Below are 17,884 nucleotides of genomic sequence, written 5' to 3'. Positions count from 1 at the left end.
CGTGCTTCCCTTGTCCGGTATCACTGTTCTCGACTTCTCCCGGGTGCTCGCCGGCCCGATGGCCACTCAGGTCCTCGCCGAACTGGGCGCGGACGTGATCAAAGTGGAGCGGCCGGGATCCGGCGACGAGTCACGGCTCATGCAGCCCGTGCTGCCCAGCGGCGAAAGCGCCTACTACTTCGCGTTCAACCGCGGCAAACGGTCGGTGGTCATCGATCTGAAGACCGACAGCGGCCGGCGCCTGGCCGCCGGTTTGGCCGCGACCGCGGACGTCGTGGTGGAGAATTTCCTCCCCGGCGCGATGGACCGTCTCGGCCTTGGTTACTCGCAGTTGTCGGCGGCCAATCCCGGTTTGGTGTACGTGTCCTGCACCGGTTTCGGGCAGCACGGGCCGTATTCCGACCGCAAAGGGTATGACACCGTGTTCCAGGCGTTGTCCGGGCTGATGGCGCTGACCGGGCATCCGGACTCGCCGCCCGCCAAGGCCGGTGTTCCCGTCGCCGACCTCACCTCCGGGCTGTGGATCGCGATCGCCGTGCTCACCGGCCTGGTCGGCCGTGGCGGCACCGGCGCGGGGAGGCACCTTGACTTGTCGATGATGGATGTCCAGGTCAGCCTGCTCGCCCTTGCCGCGGCCCGGTTGTTCGCCTTGGACGAGGACCCGCGCCGCACCGGCACCGAGCATCCCGGCCGGGTGCCCTCGGCCGCGTTCGGTTGTGCTGACGGCAAATGGCTCCACATCAGTTGTAGTGACCAGCACTGGCTACCGCTGTGCGAAACGGTGGAGGTGCCCGATCTGGCCGAGGACATGGATTTGCGGCACAACGCCGGCCGATTGGCGCGGCGGGAGTGGGTGATGTCCGCACTGACCGCCGCGTTCGCCCGGCGACCGCGCGCCGAGCTGGCGACGGCTCTACGGGCGGCCGGTGTGCCGGTCGGTGAGGTGAACACGGTGAGGGAAGTCCTCGCCGACGAGAACACGGTGGCGCGCGGGATGGTCGGCGGCTTCGAGCATCCGGTGGCCGGTACGTTCCCGGCGTTGCGCACTCCACTTCGGATGTCCGATGTGGAGGAATATGGTGCGTTGCCCGTCGGGACTCCGCCGAAACTGGGTGCGGACACCGGCGGCGTGCTGCGGGACCGGCTGGGGCTGAGCGATGACGAGATCGACGCGTTGCGGCAGGAAGGGGCGATCGGGTGACACGATTCGACATCGGCACCGAGGTGCTGCTGGACGTCGTCGACGGAGTGGCGACCGTCGTGCTCAACCGGCCGGAGGCCCGCAATGGCCTCAACCTGGCGATGTGCCTTGCCCTGCGGGACACATTCGAACATCTCGACTCCGCCGAGGACGTGCGGGTGGTGGTGCTGCGGGCCAGGGGGCCGGCGTTCTGCGCGGGAGCGGACCTCAAGGAGCGCACCGGGAGGGACTCGGCCTGGGTGCGCCGCAGGCGGCAGGCGTCCTTCGCCGCCTACGAGGCGATCGAGCGATGCGCCAAACCGGTGGTGGCGCTGGTGCACGGCGCCGTGGTCGGTTCCGGCGGAGAGATCGCGATGAGCTGCGACTTCGTCGTCGCCTCCACCGACACGACGTTCCGCTTCCCGGAACCGCACTGGGGTACGGTCGGCGCCACGCAACGGCTGCAGCGCGTGATCGGCCGTCACCGGGCCAAGGAACTGCTGTTCACCAACCGGACGATGGCCGCCACCGAAGCGCATCGGGTCGGTTTGGTGGCGCGACTGGTCGAACCGACGGAACTGGACGCGGCGGGGAGGACGGTGGCGGCGGAGATCACCAAGGCTCCCCCGCTGTCGATGGCTTTGACCAAACAAGCGGTCGACCTGGGCGCGGAGACGGACTTGGACCGCGGCATCAGGATCGAGATGGCCGCGATCGAGCGCAACCTCGCGGAAGGCGGGTGGCGGAGGGGCGTGGCGGACTTCACCGACTCCGTCAAGGCGGCTGAAAAGGATCGGGAGGCCTGATGGAGCTGACTGGGATCTGTCCACTCACCACGGACGAGGCGCTGCGGCGCGCCGTGACCATCGCGCCCGACGTGGAAGCCGTGGTGACCGCGCACAGCCGGATCACGTACGCGGAATTGGCTGCCGAGGTGGCCCGTCTCCGGTCGGCTCTCGCGGGCGCGAGCGTGCGGCACGGTGACCACGTCGGTGTCTGCGTGGGCAACGGGCCGCGGTGGGTGGCGTTGTTCTTGGCGATCAGCTCGCTCGGCGCGGTGACCGTGCCGATCAACACCCGGCTCAAATCCGCGGAACTCGGCTACGTCCTGCGTCAATCCAAGGTCAGCGTGTTGTTCCTGGCCGACTCGGTACTGACCGCCGGCCTGGCCGGGATCCTGCGTGAAGCCTGTCCTTCGGTCGACACCGGCCTGCCCGATCCCGGTTTGCCCGACCTGCGCCGCGTCGTCGTGATCGGCGACCACGTACCCGCGGCGGCCGGTACGTGGGACGAGTTTCTCGCCGCGGCCACCGAACCGGTTCCGGCCACCTGCTCCCCCGACGACGTGCTGCTGGTCCAGTACACGTCAGGCACCACATCCTATCCCAAGGGCGTGTTGCTGACACACCGGAACATGTGCGCGAACGGCTTCTTCTCCGGCGGCCGGGTCGGTTTGCGCACCGGCGACCGGTTCCACACCGCGCGGCCGTTCTTCCACGTCGCCGGGACGACGCTGTCCATCCTGGCGTGCCTGCAGCACGTGGCGACCGTGGTGGCGATGGAGAAGTTCGAGGCCGGCGAGGCCCTGCGGCTGTTCGAGGCCGAGCGGTGCACGCACTTCTCCGGAAACGACACGATCGCCTTGATGTTGCTCAACCACCCGGACCGACCGCATCGGAGTCTGGTGCTGCGCGGTGCCTGGCTGGCCGCGTCGCCGTCGGTCGTGCGGCGGGTGATCGACGAACTCGGCGCGCGGGAATGCGTTGTTGGGTATGGGCTTTCCGAAGCTTCACCGAACGTGGCCCAGTCGGCGTGGTGGGAACCCGACGAGGTCCGGTCGGCGGCTCTCATGCTGCCCCAGCCCGGTGTCGAGGTCCGCATCCGGGACGTCTCCTCCGGCGTGGACTGCCCGGCGGACGTCGACGGTGAAATCGTGGTGCGCGGCTGGAACGTCATGCGCGGGTACCTCGGCCTGCCCGAGGACACGGCGGCGGCGTTGGACCCCGACGGCTGGCTGCACACCGGCGACCTCGGCCGACTGGACGAGAACGGCAGGCTGGAGTTCGCTGGCAGGCTCAAGGACATCATCCGCGTCGGCGGCGAGAATGTGGCACCGGCCGAGGTGGAGAACATGCTGCACCAGCATCCGAAGATCCGTCAAGCGGTAGTGGTCGGCGTGCCAGACGACCGGCTGGTCGAAGTGCCGTTCGCGTTCGTGGTCCTCAACTACGGCTGCACCGCCACACCGATCGAACTGATCGGCTGGGTCAAGTCGCGGCTGGCCGGGTTCAAGATCCCGCGGCAGGTCCACCTGGTCGACGGATTCGAGCAGTTCGGCATGACCGAGAGCTCGAAGGTGCGCAAACAACCCTTGGCCGAGCACGCGGTGAAGCTGTTGGAGGCCGGGAAATGAAGATCCGCACACCGGCCACCGACCTGCTCGGCATCGATCTGCCCATCGTGCAGGCCGGGATGTCGTGGGCATCGTCCGCTTCGGCTTTGCCGTTGGCGGTGTCCTCGGCGGGCGGGCTCGGCGTGGTGGCGGCCGGTCCGATGCGGCTACCCGACCTCAGCCGCGTCCTCGACGAGGTGGAACACGGCACGGACCGGCCGTTCGCGGTGAACCTGCCGCTGTACCGGCGCGGCGCCGACGAGGTCATGGACCTGCTGGTGGCCCGGCGGCCGCGGGTGTTGATCGCGTCCCAAGGCGGTCCGCGACGCTATCTGTCACGATTCCGGGATGTGGGCACGATCTGCTTGCACGTGGTCACCGGTGTCGAGCACGCGGTGAAGGCCGCCGAGGCCGGTGTCGACGGGCTGGTGGTCGTCGGTGCCGAGGCCGGTGGACATCCGGCGCCGAACCAGGTGTCCACTTTGGTCGTCGTCCGCGCGGTCGCTGCGGCGGTGCCGCAGTTGCCGGTGATCGCCTCCGGTGGCTTCGCCGACGGCGCGGGCTTGGCCGCCGCTCTGGCCCTCGGGGCCGGCGCTGTGCAGTTCGGCACGCGCTTCCTCCTCAGTGCGGAGGCGAACGTGCACCGGGCGTATCAGGAGTCGGTGCTGCGGGCAGGTATCGACGGCACCCGCCTGGTCGGGCGTGATCTCGGTCCGGTCCGTGCACTGGCCAACGAATTCGTCGAGCGGATGGTCAAGCTCGAGGAGAACGGCGCCGACCTGGAAGCCCGGCGTGCCGAGTTCACCAGGTCGACGCTGCGCATGGCCGCACACGAGGGCGACGTGGTGCACGGCAAGGTCGAGGCAGGCCAGTCTGCCGGACTGATCGACTCGATCCTCCCCGCCGGTCAGATCGTCCGCCTGCTCGCCGAAGAGTACGCCGCGACCCTCGGCCGCCTGCCTCAACCGGAGTAGCGGTACCTGCACGGCTCGATGACCCAGTGGCGCGACAGCCGCCCGGGGACGTCGACGATGCCCGAAGATTCCCACACGACGACCTAGATTCCTGTCTGGTGGAACAGCGGTTTCGTGGTGGCGAGCACCGTGTCCGGGGAAGCGGACGGCCCCCAGCCCGGACTGGGACATCCTCATCGTCGGCCGCAGCGTCATCGACGCCCTGGACCCCCGCCACCGCGGCCACACATCTCGTCGACCTCGTCCGCCGTACCGAAAGGCACCGATGAACATCGCTCCCCTGCACCAGAACGACATCCCCGACGTCATCGCCCTCATGCAACTCGGAGCCCCCTACATCAGCCCCCGAACCCCCTCCGACTACTGGCTCTACGCCACCCTCTTCTCCAGCACCTGCCCCCTCGCCCGGGTCGGACACCAACTCGCCGGCGCGATCATGGCCTTCCGTAGCCAAGACACCCCCGACGACCTCTACCTGCAGGACGTCATCACCCACCCCGAACACCGGCGCACAGGCATCACCTCCGCACTCCTCAGCCACATCCGAGACCGCGGCCGCACCTTCGGTGCACGCCGCCTTTACCTCACCTCCGAACCCGGCAACAGCACCGCCCACACCACCTGGACCCGCCTCGGCTTCACCAACATCACCGGCGACACCACCATCAACGGCATCTCCGTCATCTCCCACTACAAAGGCCCCGGCAAACACCGCGCCGTGTACGAACAACTCCTCTGAGCTGCTGCAGGTGCCAGGGGCCGATCAATTCAGAGACCCACCCGTCCACAGACCAACGCGCGAGAGTTCGGCGCCGTCGGCGTCGCGGACCTACACTGATCGCGCTTGACCGACGGCGATTTCGACAACCACGCACGGCGCTCTACGGACAGCGACATCGGCCGTGCCTGCCTTGGAGGTGCTGTGTCATGAACATGCCGGACAGGAACGCGAGACGCACCGAGGACCCCACCCGCCTGGATCTGCATCCCGCGGACCCGCCGCCTGCCCCCGCCGCACCGGAATACCCGCAACGGCGGGCTCCGGAGACCGTCGTGGAGGACGGCGTGGTCGACCCGCGGCGACGGCGGGCTCGGGTCGTGAGTGTGGTGTGCACCGTGATCAACGTCGTATGCGGGTTCTTCGCCGTGATACTCGCCTTGCACATCGTGCTCGTCATCGGCGAGGCCAACCCCGCCAACGGGTTCGCGGCGTTCATCGAAAGCTGGTCGGCCGGCGTATCGCTGGGCCTGCGCGGGCTTTTCGCTCCGGGCAACGCGAAGCTCGAGGTCTTGGTCAATGACGGTTTGGCCGCTTTGGGTTGGCTGGTCATCGCCGGTGTGCTCACCTATCTGATCCGACGGCTCGCCCTGCCCGGGCCGCGCCGGGCAGTGCGTTACCGCCGGGTGGTGCGCTGACCCCTCACGCGTGGTGGTGCTACCGGACTCGGGTGTGACGGCGCCGCTTCCGCCATTGACGGAGGTGGCGCGCGACGGCCTTCAGGCCCCGTTTGCGAACGACCACGACGATCGGTGCGTCGAAGCGGTCCTGCGCCCCACTGCTCCGGCCGTTCGCCGCACGGAATTCGGCCAGGCCGGCGACGAAGGTATCGACGTCACCTCCACGATCCGGGTGGTGCTGTCGAACGAACGCCAGGTACGCGGCGCGGTCCGTGGCATCGTTGTTCATCCTCGCTCCATCCTAGCGTTCGACCCGACCCCGACCGTTCCACTATCCGTCTTTCCATCGGACATGGCGATCGGCAGAGCAAAACGACCTCCCAGCGCGGCCCTGCGCGAACTGACCGAAGAAACAGGCCTCGCCCCTGACACGATCACCCTCATTCCTGAGCTGGCCCAGACCGGGCCGAGAGCGAGTACTCAGGGGGTGCGGGCCACTCCAGCCAGACCGCGCGACCGTGCCGCATCCTTGACCGGGTTCGGGCTGTCGGGGCGCCATTGGGGCAGCCACACCAGCCCGGGCTCGACCAGCTCCAGGTCCCCGAAGAACTCGCCGATCTGTTCCCGCGACCGCATGATCGCGGCGTGGTTGGTCCGCCGGCCGTACTCCTGCGCTACCTTCTTGCCCGCGTTCTGCGTCTCGACATCCTCGGGTTCGACGTGGATATGGGAAACAGCCAGGAAACTGCCCGGGGGAAGCATCGTGCGGTGGAAACCGAGTGCGGCGTGCGGGCTCTGGTCGTCGGGCATGAAATGCAGCAGAGCGACCAGCAGCAGCCCGATCGGCTGGGTCCCGTCGATCAGACCGGTGTCGAGCACGCGGTCCCACAGCAAACGCCGGTCGAAAAAGTCGGCGTCCAGCGCCGCGTGCCGGTTCGGGTCTGCGGTTTCCTCAAGCAGAATCTGCGCGTGCGCCTGGGCGATCGGCTCGTTGTCGATGTAGACGACCCGGCATTCACCCGGCGCCACCTCGTCGGCGACCTCATGCACGTTGCCCTGTGTCGGCAGACCGGAGCCGATGTCCACGAACTGCCGGATCCCCTGGTCGACCATGAAGCGGACAGCGCGGCCCAGGAACGCGCGGTTCGCGCGGGCGAAGTCCCGGATCTCCGGCAGCACCGCGAGCTGCTTCTCAGCGAAATTCTGGTCGACGGCGTAGTTGTGCGTGCCGCCGAGCAGGTAGTCATACACCCGCCCCACCGAGACCTTGTCCACCGACGCGGCTACCCGTGCGGTGTCATCCATGCTCATCGTGTACCCCAGAGTCTTCTCGCAGAAGGTGCATCAGTAGCGGCACATTACCCGGTCCGGCGGTCGGGCCTCGATGTCCGAATCGTCGCTGTGAGGACGGATCACGTGCGTGTGGGCCGTTCGCGCCGAGCTACCTCCATTCGGCCGCGTACTCCGCGGCCACCGGTGCCGCGGGTCTTCTGGTGTGGTGGCGTGGTCGAGACGGGCGATGGCGGCGGGAAGCCGTTCGGCTTTGCGGAGTTCGTTACCGTGCATGCGCAGGGTGTGCCCGAGAAAGGCGGTGTCGTCGATGTGACGGGCGAGCAGGAGTGCTGCACCAGCCCGACAGCGCCAATGAGGCGTGCATGTAGCGCTACAGCCCACGTCGTGCCGCATACAGGATCGCGGCATTCGAACCGTGCAGCACGTCACGTGGGCGCGCTTCGGTCTGGCGCTGACTACGGCCGTGGTCGCGGAAAGGGGTCAGGTCGTGTCATCGAGGGGCCAGATTTTGTCGAGCGGGGGGATTCGGTTGTTGAGGATTTGGTCAAGCTCAGTCTGTTCGCCGCGCAGGGCGTGGCTGTGTTTTCGAAGTGCGTCGTGGTCGCCCAGGGCGCCGAGTGCGCGCGCTGCCGCGATTCGGACTTCGGCGCTCCTGTCGGATAGCGCCTGTATGAGCTTTTGATGTACTTGATGAGCGAGAATGTCCTTCACCGGCCCCGCATGGCGAAGGCGGCGCACGGCATTCGCCGCAGCCTCACGGACGCGCGGCGAGCGATCGTCGAGTCCGCGTGCGAGGGGATCGAGAGCGGCCAGGTCGGCGGTATCGGCGAGGCCGAGCATCGCACCGTATCGAAGTGACGAGAAGCGGTGTTTGGCCATTCGCGTGTAGTCACCGAGTGCGTCCACGCTCCGCAGGCGCGAATACCCGAATTGGAAGGCGGAGGGCGGCGGCTCGCCCAAAAAGAATTCGGTGAAGCGCGCGAGGCCTTTTGCCCCTTTGCTCCTGGCCAGGGTGACTGGTCGAATGAAATCAGGAAGGAAGTCCGGACTTCGATTTGGGTCGCGCTCGACGAGGATTCTGCTTGCCAGAGCGGCCGCCTCGTGGTGTCTCGCCGCAGCCTGGATGACCGCGGCGAGACTTTCGTCGAGTGTGACACTGGTACCGGCGACGAGGCTACGGACGTATTCGGCGTCGACCGGTTCGCGGCGCAGCTCGACGAAGATCGCCTCCGCTTCGTCGCTCAATGCGCTCGAGCCGAACGGTTCGGTCATTATCCGAACCTCATTCCCCACAAACAACCCACGCCATACCCAGTATACTTAATCCATTTAATTCCTGGCATGCCCCACGAGTTCGCGACTACGTTGGCTCTTTGAAGACATCTCCAGGAAAATACACGGTAGAAGATGATCGACCTCGCCCGGGTCGCGTGGTAGCCGTTGCCGACGTACTGGAGCCCGCGGGCCACGACCGTGGCGGAAGCGAGTCACGCCGCGACCGGATAGCTCGCTTGAAAGGCCAGTCGGCCGTCCGCGTCAGCCGCGATCCGGTCAAGCACGTCATCCAGTGCCATGAATACTTCCCACGGCTGCTGACCGCTAGAAGCTGCCAAGCGCGTTGTGATCAACTCCTCCAGATCTGGCACGCGCTTGGCCTTCCACACCTTGTCGGCAAGGCTGACCAGCAGGTCTTCCACACTGACCCCGACCGCGGTCCACGATGCGTGCGTGCGGGCGAAACGGGCCAAATCCTCCTCGACCCCCAGCTTCAGTAACAGCTGATATCCGGCCTGCTCATGAGCGGAGCCAGGCCCGGACAACTCGTTGGGGTGTTCGGCTTTCCCGATGTCGTGAATGGCCGCGCCGAACGCCACCGCGTCGCCGTCGAACCGCACGTCGGGATAGTGCTGATGGACCCAGTCCGTCAACTGACAGGCAACGTCGTGAACCGCGCGGAGGTGCGCGACCAGTCGAGGTGAGGTCTGCAGCTTCTCAAGCAGAAGCGCGGCACGGGCCGGCAGGGTGCGCATAGCGAGCTCTCCGGGATCGGTCATGGCACGATGCAGCAGCTCAGCGGTCACCCCAACCACACTAGCCCCGGGACCACCGACCAGGTCACCGCAAGGACGCCCCTTCCGTCATGATCTGCAGGCTCTGGACAGGAACCGCCGATCGCGACGAGGGCCCCGTCCCAAGCCGGAGCGGTCTCCGCAGCATGGGAGAAATCACCGTGACACTTCTGGTGTATCCCCGCCGGACCCGGCCGACGCCGTACCGCAGAACGCGCGTCGGCTGGCATCGTCAACCGCTCTGTCAGCACTTGTCGAGCATGCTTGACAGCGCTGTCCGTTCCGGCACGGTGATCGACAGCGCGTACGCGTGCTTGATGGTGATCCAGTCGGTCGCGTAGACGCACCAGTACGACACCAGAGGTGGTTTCCACTGGTCGGGGGCCTTGTCGCCTTTTTCCTGGTTGAGGTTGTCGGTCATCACCCGCAGTTGCGGGAGGGTCCGATCGTTGGCGAACTGCTCACGTCTGGCCTGGTCCCAGGACTTCGCGCCGCTGACCCACGCCTGAGCCAACGGTACGACGTGATCCACGTCCACATCGGACGCTTTCGTCCACGTCCGGCCGTCGTAGGGGCTGCGCCAGGTTCCGGACACCGGAACACACTCATCGTTGACGGCGACGTCGACACCGTCGCGTTTCAGCACCTCTTCCCGGACATCGCAACTGTTGGACAGGGTTCTCCAAGTCGGGAATTTCTCGGTCCGGTCATAGCCATCCAGAACCCCACGCACCGCGACCGGCAACTCGTCGAGATGCTTTCGTGCCTCAGCCACCGGGATCGCCGGCACCGTCGAAGCGGTAGCCCCGTCAGCGCCCGGATTCGCAGGAGTTTCGCGAGGAATCGCGCACCCGATCAGCAAGACCGCTATCGCCACGGCGGCCGCCACGCCCACCACCACACTGCGGAAGTTCCGGCTCTCTCCAACCACGTCCCACCCTTTACCTCAACGGTCGCGTCGCTCTGACCAGTAAACGGGAACAACAACGCCACCAGGACCGGCGAACAGCGCAACCCGCATCACAGAACAGCCGTTGTCCCGGCGTCCGGGTGATTGGTGAGGGCAAGCCGGCTGCGGGTGTGCCCGACGGAGAGTTTCGCGTGATCGGCGGCGATGGTAGTGAGCGTGTCCAGCAAGGGCTCGTCGTGAACGGTGTTTTCCGCAGGCGGTCAGCCGGGTTTGATCTCGATCGAGATTGCGGTGCGCACCGTCTTCTCGAGTTCGTCCAGTTCGCCGGGGGTGGCCGCGTCGATGATGAAGCTGACCGAGCGGTCGTCGGAGCTGGCCAAAGGCACCAGTTCGGTTCCTCGCGGCTGGTGGACCAGGACCGCGCGCAGGGTCGGGGCGTCCTGCGGGGTGCCGGGCAGGATGTCCGGCCACACGCCGCTGGAGCCGATCCAGACCGGGTCCACGTCCGGCCACTCGACGGTGACGTCGGCCAGGATTCCGGTCTCGTGTTCGAGGTAGACCTGGCGCGCGTAGCGGACTGGCTGCGGGTACGACGCCGGTTCGCCGAGGGCGATGCGGATGATCTCCGGTTCCAGCGGGGCTCCGGTGGCCAGGTGGTAGAGCACCAGGAGTCCGTCGCCGGGTGTTCGGCCGGCGATCTCCATCAGTCTGGGCGCGCCGTCCTGACCGACCCGCCATTCGGAATGCGCGATGCCGTCGGCGAACGCCAACGCGCCGAGCAGGGCACGGTTCGCGGTGAGCACGCTGTCGCGAACGCCGTCGTCGGCGGTCGGGACACTGTGCGCGAGTTCGACGAAGGTGCGGGCGTGTGCGTCGGTGGTCTCCTTGCCGGTGACCGAGGCGAAGACGATTTCTCCCTGCTGTACAAGGCTTTCCACCGAGTACTCGGGGCCGTCGACTTTCTGCTCGATCAGGATGACCTCGTGGCCGGGGTAATCGGGAAGGCGGCGCCGCAGCTCGGTCTCGTCCTGCACCGTCGCCACGCCGGAGCTGGACGAGCGGCCGGCGGGTTTGATCACCGCCGGATAGCTGATGCCGGACAGGTCCGCGGTTTCGCGATCCCCAGCGGGAATCGTCAGCGACGGTGGGCTCAGTTCCGGGACGTACCAGCGCTGAAGGAATTTGCTGCGGCAGGCGCGGCTCGCTCGCAGGCCGGGTGACGGGACGCCGAGCGCGTCGCAGAGCAGGCCGGTCGGCTCGGCCAGGTAGTCGCCGACGGCGTAGGCGCCCACGATGTCGTACCTGTCCCGCCAGGCGGTGGCCTGCGCAATCGCCCCGGCCAGGAAGGCGCCCTGCACGGTGAAATCACCTGAGACGTAGCCGATCTCGGTGATCTGCGACGCCGGGTTGCCCGGGTCGCCGATCGCCTCGGTCGCCTGGTCACGATAGGACTCGGCGGTGATCACCAGGACCCGCAGGCCGCGCCGGGTCAGCTCGCCGAGGTAAAGCGGATTTCGCCGGATCACCGGGAAAGAGCCGGTGAGAATGACGGCTCCGGGCTTGGCTGTCCGCTGGGTCATATTGCCTCCTCGCAGGTCGGCGGATCGGTTCAGAGGTCGGTACCGGTGACGCGGATCGGCAGGCCCCACGCCGCGAGGCGGTCGAGCCAGCGCGCGGCGGCTGCCGGGTCGGGGGCGCCTTGGACCAGGCCCGCGGGCAGGGCACCGTCGAGCAGTTCGCCGATGCCGAGGGCGAGGGGCAACGACACGCAGCGGGCCATGGCGCTGGCCCCGGGGTCACCGACGAGATCCAGCGAGTACCGGCCGGACCAGGTGCGCCCGTCCTCACGGCGAGCGGACAACTCCACGGCCAGCACCACTCGGTCCCGGTCCTGCGGGCGGGTCGGATGACGGGCGGCGAGTACATCCGCGAGTCCGGTGATCCGGTCGGCGTCGCCTCGGCGTAGTTCGGTGAACACGTCCGCCCAGGCGTCGAGCCAGCCGTCCAGGCGCAGGGTGCCGCGCACGAAGCTGTCCAGCTGCCAGGATTCCGGCACCCCGTACTGGCGGATGTAGGGCAGGCTGTCGCGATTCGGATAGACCTCGAATTGTTCGCCGTCCAGCGCCAGCGGCCGCGCCACCTCCCACGGGCGATCGGCGACGTGCTTCCTGCCCGACTCGACGTAATGCGCCGGTGTGAGCAGCGCGGTGAGGACACCGCGTGGCGCCCAGCTGAACCGGTAGCGGAACTCGTTCGGTTCGGCGGGCACCCCGCCGCAGTAGGAGGTGAACGCGGCCGTGACGCGGCTGTCGGACCCGAGCGCCCGCGACGCCCGTTCGACCAGGACGTCGGCGAAGAGGTGATCGATACCCGGGTCGAGTCCGATCTCGGTGAGCACGGTGAGCCCCGCCGCGGCTGCTTCGTCCGCGCCGTCGCGGATCGCGTCCGAGGCGTAGCTGCTGCACGCGAAGTGCGCGCCGCGGTCCAGGCAGATCCGCAGCAGTCCCGGATGTTCGGTACCCGGCAGCATCGAGACGACGACGTCGCCCGCGTCGACCTCCGCGGCGAGTGCCTCGGGTGTGAACGCTCGCGGTTCCCCTGCCGCGCCAAGGCGCTTCAGACAGTCCTCGGCCTTGGTTTCGGTGCGGCCCCAGAGCACGACGCGGGTTTGCTCGGCCAGGGCCGTGAGGCCGGGGCCGGTCGACAGGCCGGTGCCGGCCCAGTGCACAGCCGGGATGTCAGACATGGTCTTCCTTCCGGTTCAGGTCGTGGCTCGCGCAAGCGGCGGTGAACGCGGCGGAAGCGCGCCGCCAGGCGCCCGAGCCGCCGAGTTCCGCCAGATACGGCGCGAGGTCCGCGGCGAAGTCCACAGTGGACTCGACGGGGAGCAGCGACGGCAGGTTGTCGATCGCGATCACGTCCAGACCACCGATCCGGCGCACCGGATCCCGCCAGGTGGTGGTCTCGTCGTAGATCGGCAGCGTGTGGCACGGCGATCCGACATCGCAGGTCACGTCGGCGACCACGGACAGCCTCCGGGGACGGCGCAGCGTCTCCACGGTCAGGAACGGGGTGATCGGACCGGTGGCGAGGACCGCGTTGACCATGATGTCGTGGTCGAGCAGAGCCGTCACGTCGAGGTCCCGCGTCTCTTCCAGATCCCACCGTGTCACGTCGGCGCCCGCCGCGGTGAGCGCGTCGGCCGCCCCGCGACCGCAGCGGCCGAGCGCGCCGATCACCAAGGCACGCGACGGTTCCGCCGCCACCCGAAGTGCTTCGTCCAGGTTCTCGCGGGACAGGGGTACGAGTGGTTCGCAGAGCCGGTCGCGACGGCGCAGCACGGCGAGTGCAGCGCCGACGTAGCCCGCCCAATAGCCGAAGGCGGCGACGCGACGACCTTCCTCGTCGACGAGGCTCTCCAGATCCAGAAGCGCCCCTCCGCCTTCGGTGAAGCGGCGCAGCAGTTCCCGCGCACCGGGCTGGTTCTTGTAGGCGTGCCCGAAGTAGATGTGCCGGTGTCGCAGCACGGCAGGGTGCTCGGGCAATTCCTTCAGCCCCAGTACGAACACGTCGTCCGAGGCGTCGGGCCAGCTGCCTGCCGGGACAAGCGTGCAGCCGGCGGCGGCGTACTCGTCGTCGCGGAACACCCGTCGCGACGACCGTTCCACACTGACCTCGACGCCCCTGCGGATCACGTCGCGGGCCGAAGCCGGGGACAACGGCGCACGGCGTTCGGTCGGCCGGAACTCTTCGCGCATCAGCAACCGCGCTCCGCTCACAACACCAGCTCCGCACTCTCGTCCGCGGTCTCTGCCGTCGCGACCTCGCGAAGCAGCGGCTGTTCCAGAAAGAACGCGAACGAAGCATAACCGCGCCAGACCCGCCGCCACTCCCCCGCCACCGCCGCTTCGCCGCTGTTCCGCCGCACCCGGTCCAGGTAGGCGACGATGATGTCGGCGGCCTGTTTGGCATGGCCGGCGGAGAAATTGTCGATGGTCAGATGCGCCTGCTCGTAGCAGTCGTCGAAACCGTGGTGACGCAGCTTCTGGATCTCGTGCAGCCGCATCTCCCCGGAGCCGAACATCTCGATCGCCAGGTTGTAGCCGAGGATCTCGTTGTAGAACCGGTCCGGGAACAGGCACATCGACAGCTGCTGCAACGCGAAGCCGTACATGTCGTCGGGCAGTTCGTCCTGGTCGGTGAACTCCTCGGTCCGGATATGCGGAAGGTCCCGGCCCTGGCTGACCATCGCGCGGCGGGTCAGGGTGAGATGGTTCTTGCGCACATCGCCGTTGCCCATCTCGTCCGCGTGAATTCTGAACAGCATCCCGTCGCTTTCCCGTTCCCGGCGGCCCAGCCTGCCGACGCGGTGCAGCCAGGCGCCGTCGATCAGGTAGGTGAGCTGATAGGTGCTCTGCTCGAACAGCACCTCGTCGGCGTCCGGGACCTGCTCCAGCGGTTTGTACGGCTCGACCAGCTTCTCCCAGTAGATCTTCTCCGCTCGCGCGTAGAGCGCGTCGGCGTCGTACTCGAAGAAGCTGGCGTCGGTGTAGCGGCCACCCGCGCCGTGTTCGAACAGCACCTGCGCGTCGGCGAAACACCGCTCCGCACGATCGGCGGCCACCTTCAGGGTCGCGGCGTGGTTCTCGATGTTGACCAGCCGGTAGAACAGTTCGCGATCGTCGGACGGCGGCGACGCGTCGAACACGACGTCCTCCGGCCGGGCGTGGCGAATCGCGGCGGACCAGCGAGCCGCGAGGGCGTCGCCGACGGTGTTCGGCCGCACGGCGATCGAGGGCTTGGCACCCTTGTGCACGGTGGCGATCCAGTCGGCGAGCACCTTGGCCTCGCGTTCGTCGAAGATGCCGAACATCGCGCCCCCGAACCGGGTCGCGGCGAGGAACCGGCAATCACCGTCCGGTTGTTCGGCCAGGTACGGGGATTCGCGGAACTCGGTGAGGAATTCGGCGAGCGCGGCGGGGTCGGCAGCGGCCGCGGTGCGGCCGAAGCCGGCGAACGTCTCCACCAGTGACCGATCGCCCAGCGTGACCCGGCCGTGCTGTTTGCCTGCCAGCGGCGCGTGCCGGGAGATCACTTCGGCGGCCTTCGACTCCAGGGTCTGGGTGCGCCGGAATTCGAGCAGCTCGGTGAGCAGGCCCAGGTGTTCCCGTTCCAGCGACAGCGTCAGCTCGACCGCGGCCAGCACCCGCCCACGGTCGTGCGGGCTCGCCTGGCCGGCGTACTCGGCGAGCAGTGCGTCAAGGTCGCCCGGCGGGATCGGCGGCGGTGTGCCCAGCAAGCGGTCGTCGATCCCCAGCCGGTGGAACGCGTGGTGAACGCCGACGACCTCGGGCAGGAAGTTGGCGGGCAGCACCGCGAGCGCCAACGGGAAACACGCGAGCAGGATCGTCGCGGGCCGGGCCTCGGCCCGGTCGAGGAAATCGGCGGCGGCGACGTCGGGCAGCGCCGCCCCGGCGTCCTCCAGCGCCCGGGCCCGGCGGTGCTGTGCGGATTCGAGCGGGTCCCCGCCCCCGGCGAGGACGACATGGTGGCCGAACAGGCGGTTCACCACGAGGGCGGGCTGGGTGGCGGGCTGCGACACCGCGTCGAGCCAGCAGCCGTCGAGCAGTGCGATCACCCCGCGCTGGCGCAGCAGCTCGGCGTGGACCTCCCGGTCTGCCGCGGCGAGGGACGCGTGCGCCGGGACGAGATCGGCGCGGGCCTGTTCGACCAGCTCGGCGACGGCGGCGGGCAGGTCGTCCACGGCCCGCACCCGGGGTCGCGCGAGAAAGGCGTGCAGGACCCGGCGAGCGAGCAACAGGGTCGTCTCGGACTCGCGGTCCTGCAACAGCGTGCGGAACATCTCACGCGGACCGGCGGCGATCACTTCGTCGACGGCCTCGCCGGTGCCTGGCGTGAAGTTGAACGGCCTGGGCGGCAAGGCGGTCGTGGTGTCGTCGGGGACGAGGGTCGGCTCAACGGCCATCGGTCGCTCCTTCCGGTTTACGGACCAGAACCCCGATGCGGGAACCGGGAACGCTCGCTGCCAGCAGGTAGTGCCCGCCGGGACGGATTCGGTCCGAGGCTTCGCGATCGGCGAGGTTGATCAGCGGGTCGGCGGCGAAGCAGTGACCGATCCGGGTGACGTTCGTGGTGTCCAGCTGGCCGGGGGCGAAACCGGCTTGTCTCTCCTTCATCACCAGCAGCGGCAGGTAGATGTTGGCGTGCAGCAAGGCGTCCAGTGCCCTGGTGTCGATCCCGCGCGCACCGAGAAGCCGCTCGTTGACCTGTTTGGCGAGGTCGGAGCTGATCTCGGACGACCAGTCCAGTGACGTGGTCTCCTGAGCTGACGCGCAGCCGAGGATTTCGTAGCCGGCCCTCTCCGCGCCGACCAAGCAGGCGGCGGCGCCGTCGCTGAACAGCGCGTATCCGGTGATCCGGGCGTCCTCGTCGAACACCCGATCCGCCGTGACGACGAGAATCCGCCGGAACCGTCCGCTTCCGACCAGCGCGGTGGCCATGTCCAAACCGGACAGCAGGTTGACGCAACGGCCCAGATTCGTGCCGTAGACGGGAATGTCGCCGAGACCCAGACGGGTCAGCATTCCCCGGATGAGCGAGCCGTGTCCTTCCGGCGGCACCGGCAGGTAGGTCGAACAGAACACCAGGGCGTCGACCTCGTCCGGATCGCTCCCGCTGGCAAGCAGCGCCTTCGTGCCCGCGTCGACGGCGAGGTCGTCGAGTCCGCGCTCGGTGCGGAACACGCTGCCCCAGCCCCACAGTCCGGGGTCGAAGGCGAGCCCGTACTGCTGGGCCTTGGCTTCCAGCCCGGGCAGGGCCGCGTGGTCCACCTCCTGCTCTCCGAGCACGTAACGCGGATCGCTGAGGTACACGCCGGTGGCCATCAGATGACCTCCACGTGGGTGGTGGCCTCGGCGTGCGCGCGCAGCAGGGAGAGGACAGGTTCGGGATCGGGGTCGAAGTAGAAGTGCCCGCCGGCGACACGGAGTTGCTCCGGGGGTTCGACGCATTCCTTGGCCCACGGCGCGACCTGCACGTCGCCGACGTGCGGATCCTCGGTGCCGACGATGATCGACACCCCGATCTCCAGCGGTGGCGTCGGACGGTACCGGTAGCCCACGGCCAGGTCGAAATCCGCCTTGAGGCCGGGCAGCAGCAGGTTCAGCACGTCCTTGTCCGCGACGACCTCGGGCGGGAACTGCCCGAAGTACGCCAGTGCGTCGGCGAATTCTGCGCCGTCGAGGTCGGCGATCCGGCGCACCCGGTCCGAGGGCAACAGCGAGGGGGCGGAGACCCCGGACGCGGTCAGGTGGCCGACCGCGGGCAGGTCGCGCAGTCGGCGAGCGACCTCGAAGGCCAGCAGCCCGCCGAAACTGTGGCCGAACAACTGCGCCGGCCGCGGGTCCGCGCCGACCTCGTCGGCGATCGCGGTGGCGAGGTCGTCGGCGAGGTCATCGAACACCGGCAGTGATTCGTGCGCCCGGTGCGCTTTACCCGGCGGACAGACGGCGACGACGTCGACGTGGTCGTCGAGACGCTCCTGCCATTCCAGGTAGACGCGCGGATCACCGCCCGCGTACGGGAAGCAGAAGACTCTGGCGGGGCGATCACCGCCGCGGGTGAGGAAGCAGTCGGGCACCGGTGCGT

At 68.2% G+C, this 17,884-nt stretch carries 17 protein-coding genes; 6 read left to right on the top strand and 11 right to left on the bottom strand.

The genetic code is table 11. The features are described from left to right. Position 1 precedes the first annotated feature (1 nt). From ACLJQ7_RS36820 to ACLJQ7_RS36795, 6 genes are all read left to right on the top strand, one after another. Positions 2 to 1,201 (top strand): CaiB/BaiF CoA transferase family protein, encoded by a 1,200-nt coding sequence (locus ACLJQ7_RS36820; protein ID WP_410652792.1) that lies wholly within the window; start codon positions 2 to 4, stop codon positions 1,199 to 1,201. Beyond that, positions 1,198 to 1,986, top strand: coding sequence for an enoyl-CoA hydratase/isomerase family protein (locus tag ACLJQ7_RS36815; RefSeq protein WP_410652791.1), 789 nt, complete (start codon positions 1,198 to 1,200; stop codon positions 1,984 to 1,986). The genes ACLJQ7_RS36820 and ACLJQ7_RS36815 overlap by 4 nt, the downstream gene beginning before the upstream one ends. Then, entirely contained in the window at positions 1,986 to 3,593 is a 1,608-nt protein-coding gene (locus ACLJQ7_RS36810) for an AMP-binding protein (RefSeq protein ID WP_410652790.1), read from the top strand. Before ACLJQ7_RS36815 ends, ACLJQ7_RS36810 begins: the two co-directional genes overlap by 1 nt. Continuing rightward, positions 3,590 to 4,546, top strand: coding sequence for an NAD(P)H-dependent flavin oxidoreductase (locus ACLJQ7_RS36805; protein WP_410652789.1), 957 nt, complete (start codon positions 3,590 to 3,592; stop codon positions 4,544 to 4,546). Before ACLJQ7_RS36810 ends, ACLJQ7_RS36805 begins: the two co-directional genes overlap by 4 nt. 265 nt (positions 4,547 to 4,811) lie before the next feature. Beyond that, positions 4,812 to 5,285: a GNAT family N-acetyltransferase gene (locus ACLJQ7_RS36800; RefSeq protein WP_410652788.1), complete on the top strand. Its 474-nt coding sequence runs from the start codon at positions 4,812 to 4,814 to the stop codon at positions 5,283 to 5,285. Positions 5,286 to 5,473: 188 nt separating this feature from the next. Beyond that, positions 5,474 to 5,962 carry a hypothetical protein gene (locus ACLJQ7_RS36795; RefSeq protein WP_410652787.1) on the top strand — a complete coding sequence of 163 codons (489 nt, stop codon included), beginning with the start codon at positions 5,474 to 5,476 and terminating at the stop codon, positions 5,960 to 5,962. 19 nt (positions 5,963 to 5,981) lie between these two features. On the opposite strand, the gene ACLJQ7_RS36790 is transcribed toward ACLJQ7_RS36795, so the two are convergent. From ACLJQ7_RS36790 to ACLJQ7_RS36740, 11 genes are all read right to left on the bottom strand, one after another. Further along, positions 5,982 to 6,233 (bottom strand): hypothetical protein, encoded by a 252-nt coding sequence (locus ACLJQ7_RS36790; RefSeq protein ID WP_410652786.1) that lies wholly within the window; start codon positions 6,231 to 6,233, stop codon positions 5,982 to 5,984. A gap of 191 nt (positions 6,234 to 6,424) precedes the next feature. Continuing rightward, positions 6,425 to 7,249 (bottom strand): SAM-dependent methyltransferase, encoded by an 825-nt coding sequence (locus ACLJQ7_RS36785; protein WP_410652785.1) that lies wholly within the window; start codon positions 7,247 to 7,249, stop codon positions 6,425 to 6,427. A 468-nt stretch (positions 7,250 to 7,717) separates the two neighbouring features. Then, complete coding sequence (locus tag ACLJQ7_RS36780; protein WP_410652784.1) at positions 7,718 to 8,509, bottom strand: HEAT repeat domain-containing protein; 792 nt, start codon at positions 8,507 to 8,509, stop codon at positions 7,718 to 7,720. Between the two features lie 215 nt (positions 8,510 to 8,724). Beyond that, positions 8,725 to 9,318, bottom strand: coding sequence for an HDIG domain-containing metalloprotein (locus ACLJQ7_RS36775; protein WP_410652783.1), 594 nt, complete (start codon positions 9,316 to 9,318; stop codon positions 8,725 to 8,727). A 232-nt stretch (positions 9,319 to 9,550) separates the two neighbouring features. Next, complete coding sequence (locus tag ACLJQ7_RS36770; RefSeq protein WP_410652782.1) at positions 9,551 to 10,195, bottom strand: DUF1524 domain-containing protein; 645 nt, start codon at positions 10,193 to 10,195, stop codon at positions 9,551 to 9,553. Between the two features lie 281 nt (positions 10,196 to 10,476). Beyond that, positions 10,477 to 11,796 (bottom strand): acetyl-CoA carboxylase biotin carboxylase subunit family protein, encoded by a 1,320-nt coding sequence (locus tag ACLJQ7_RS36765; protein ID WP_410652781.1) that lies wholly within the window; start codon positions 11,794 to 11,796, stop codon positions 10,477 to 10,479. A gap of 29 nt (positions 11,797 to 11,825) precedes the next feature. Continuing rightward, entirely contained in the window at positions 11,826 to 12,962 is a 1,137-nt protein-coding gene (locus ACLJQ7_RS36760) for a saccharopine dehydrogenase C-terminal domain-containing protein (RefSeq protein ID WP_410652780.1), read from the bottom strand. Beyond that, entirely contained in the window at positions 12,955 to 13,995 is a 1,041-nt protein-coding gene (locus tag ACLJQ7_RS36755) for a saccharopine dehydrogenase (RefSeq protein ID WP_410652779.1), read from the bottom strand. Before ACLJQ7_RS36755 ends, ACLJQ7_RS36760 begins: the two co-directional genes overlap by 8 nt. Further along, on the bottom strand, positions 13,992 to 16,202 hold the full coding sequence (locus ACLJQ7_RS36750; protein ID WP_410652778.1) for an iron-containing redox enzyme family protein: 2,211 nt from the start codon (positions 16,200 to 16,202) through the stop codon (positions 13,992 to 13,994). The genes ACLJQ7_RS36755 and ACLJQ7_RS36750 overlap by 4 nt, the downstream gene beginning before the upstream one ends. After that, positions 16,192 to 17,121, bottom strand: coding sequence for a hypothetical protein (locus tag ACLJQ7_RS36745; RefSeq protein WP_410652777.1), 930 nt, complete (start codon positions 17,119 to 17,121; stop codon positions 16,192 to 16,194). Before ACLJQ7_RS36745 ends, ACLJQ7_RS36750 begins: the two co-directional genes overlap by 11 nt. Next, positions 17,121 to 17,876 (bottom strand): thioesterase II family protein, encoded by a 756-nt coding sequence (locus tag ACLJQ7_RS36740; RefSeq protein ID WP_410652776.1) that lies wholly within the window; start codon positions 17,874 to 17,876, stop codon positions 17,121 to 17,123. The genes ACLJQ7_RS36745 and ACLJQ7_RS36740 overlap by 1 nt, the downstream gene beginning before the upstream one ends. Positions 17,877 to 17,884: the final 8 nt, after the last annotated feature.

This window comes from Amycolatopsis sp. cmx-4-54 (genome assembly GCF_046548895.1).
GTDB lineage: Bacteria > Actinomycetota > Actinomycetes > Mycobacteriales > Pseudonocardiaceae > Amycolatopsis.
This window is presented reverse-complemented; position numbering and strand designations above follow the sequence as displayed.

Bases quoted from the DNA above. Each gene is read 5' to 3' on its own strand.
- ACLJQ7_RS36760 (WP_410652780.1), bottom strand. From the start codon at position 12,962: ATGTCTGACATCCCGGCTGTGCACTGGGCCGGCACCGGCCTGTCGACC.
- ACLJQ7_RS36745 (WP_410652777.1), bottom strand. From the start codon at position 17,121: ATGGCCACCGGCGTGTACCTCAGCGATCCGCGTTACGTGCTCGGAGAG.
- ACLJQ7_RS36800 (WP_410652788.1), top strand. From the start codon at position 4,812: ATGAACATCGCTCCCCTGCACCAGAACGACATCCCCGACGTCATCGCC.
- ACLJQ7_RS36790 (WP_410652786.1), bottom strand. From the start codon at position 6,233: ATGAACAACGATGCCACGGACCGCGCCGCGTACCTGGCGTTCGTTCGA.
- ACLJQ7_RS36795 (WP_410652787.1), top strand. From the start codon at position 5,474: ATGAACATGCCGGACAGGAACGCGAGACGCACCGAGGACCCCACCCGC.
- ACLJQ7_RS36780 (WP_410652784.1), bottom strand. From the start codon at position 8,509: ATGACCGAACCGTTCGGCTCGAGCGCATTGAGCGACGAAGCGGAGGCG.
- ACLJQ7_RS36785 (WP_410652785.1), bottom strand. From the start codon at position 7,249: ATGGATGACACCGCACGGGTAGCCGCGTCGGTGGACAAGGTCTCGGTG.
- ACLJQ7_RS36750 (WP_410652778.1), bottom strand. From the start codon at position 16,202: ATGGCCGTTGAGCCGACCCTCGTCCCCGACGACACCACGACCGCCTTG.
- ACLJQ7_RS36810 (WP_410652790.1), top strand. From the start codon at position 1,986: ATGGAGCTGACTGGGATCTGTCCACTCACCACGGACGAGGCGCTGCGG.
- ACLJQ7_RS36805 (WP_410652789.1), top strand. From the start codon at position 3,590: ATGAAGATCCGCACACCGGCCACCGACCTGCTCGGCATCGATCTGCCC.
- ACLJQ7_RS36765 (WP_410652781.1), bottom strand. From the start codon at position 11,796: ATGACCCAGCGGACAGCCAAGCCCGGAGCCGTCATTCTCACCGGCTCT.